Annotated in this window: 1 protein-coding gene; it reads right to left on the bottom strand. The window is 72.7% G+C overall.

Annotated features, from left to right (window positions below; translation table 11 throughout):
• Nucleotides 1–111 precede the first annotated feature (111 nt).
• Nucleotides 112–1,416: an ATP-binding protein gene (locus tag AC1D2K_RS34615; RefSeq protein ID WP_478094950.1), complete on the bottom strand. Its 1,305-nt coding sequence runs from the start codon at nt 1,414–1,416 to the stop codon at nt 112–114.
• Nucleotides 1,417–1,440 lie beyond the last annotated feature (24 nt).

Consider the following 1,440-nt stretch of genomic DNA (forward strand, 5'->3'; position numbering starts at 1 on the left):
CCCCCTACCGGGGGCAACACCAGCGGCCCGGCGAAGCCGGTTCCGCGGTGTTTCACCAACGGGCCTGGCTGCGCCGGCCGGGTCCACGCTCCGCGTCGGCTTGGAGCTAGCTCAGTTCGGGAAGCGCACCAGAACGCGCAGGCCGCCGAGGGGGGAGCGGTCGAGCGACACGGTCGCGACGTGGAGGTCGGCGATCGACTTGACGATCGCCAGACCCAGGCCGCTGCCGGGGGCCTGGGCTTCGCCCACGCGGTAGAAACGATCGAGAACGCGCTCGCGCTCGCTCTCGGGCAAGCCGGGCCCGCTGTCGTCCACGCTCAGCGCGATCCCGCCCGCGCCGGCCGCGATTCCGAGGTCGACGCGACCGCCGGGAGGCGTGTACTTGACCGCGTTGTCGAGCAGGTTGCGCAGCAAGGTGCGCAGCGCTTCGGGCTGGCCCTGCACCATGGCCGGGTCGGCCCGCGCGATGCCGATATCGATGTCGCGCGCCTGGGCCGCGGCCACAACGTCGGAAATGGCCAGGCGTGCCACCTCGGGCAGGCTGACGCGTTCCGGCTGCAGCCCGGCTGCCGCGCTGGCCTCGTGCCGCGCCAGCGCCAGCATCTGCTCGACCAGCCGGGTCGCGCGGTCGATGCCGGCCGCCAGGCGGGCCACGGCGAGTTCGCGGGCCGCGTCGTCGCCCGCCCGCTGCAGGCCCTGGACCTGGAGCTTGAGCGCCGCCAGCGGGGAGCGCAATTCGTGTGCGGCATCGGCGACGAAATGCTTCTGGGCCTCGAAGGCCTGGCGCACGCGCACGAACAGCAGGTTCAATTCGTGCACCAGCGGACGCACCTCCTCGGGCAGGTCGCCTTCGCTGAGCGGTGACAGGTCGTCGGCCTGCCGTGCGGCCACCTGCCGGCGCACGCGCGCCACCGGCGCCAGCGAGCGGCTCACGACCCACCAGACGACCAGCATCAGCAGCGGCGCCGCCAGCACGATCGGGCCGACGGTGCGCAGCGCCAGCGTGCCGGCCATCCGGCGGCGCGCCGCCATGTCCTGCGCGACCTGGATCACCAGTGCGCCGGTCGCCAGCGAAAACACCCGGTAGGTGGTGCCGCGCGCCTGCACGTTCGAGAAGCCGAGCACCGCGCGCTGCGGCAGGGCCGCCTGGGCCGCCGATTCGAAGATCCGGATGCCGTCCAGCGTCCAGACCTGGACGATGAATTCGAAGTTCTCATCGCCGCCGCCAAGGCCGCCGACCGCGGAACTGGGCGGCAGCCCGGCCCGCAGCGACAGTGCCATCTGACGCATGTGGTGGTCGAAGATGCCGTCGGCCTCCTCCAGCACCGCGCGGTAGGCCACGAAGGCCTGCGTGCTGGCCGCGAGCACGATCGCCGCCAGCAGGAACCACAACAGGCGCGCCCTCAGCGATTTCATGGGCCCCCACGCCCTGTGCTGCAC

The sequence above is a fragment of the Variovorax sp. P1_H12_2 genome, assembly GCF_056405335.1.

What these genes read in the sequence shown, in the direction of transcription:
- AC1D2K_RS34615 (WP_478094950.1), bottom strand. Translation starts at nt 1,416, where the DNA reads ATGAAATCGCTGAGGGCGCGCCTGTTGTGGTTCCTGCTGGCGGCGATC.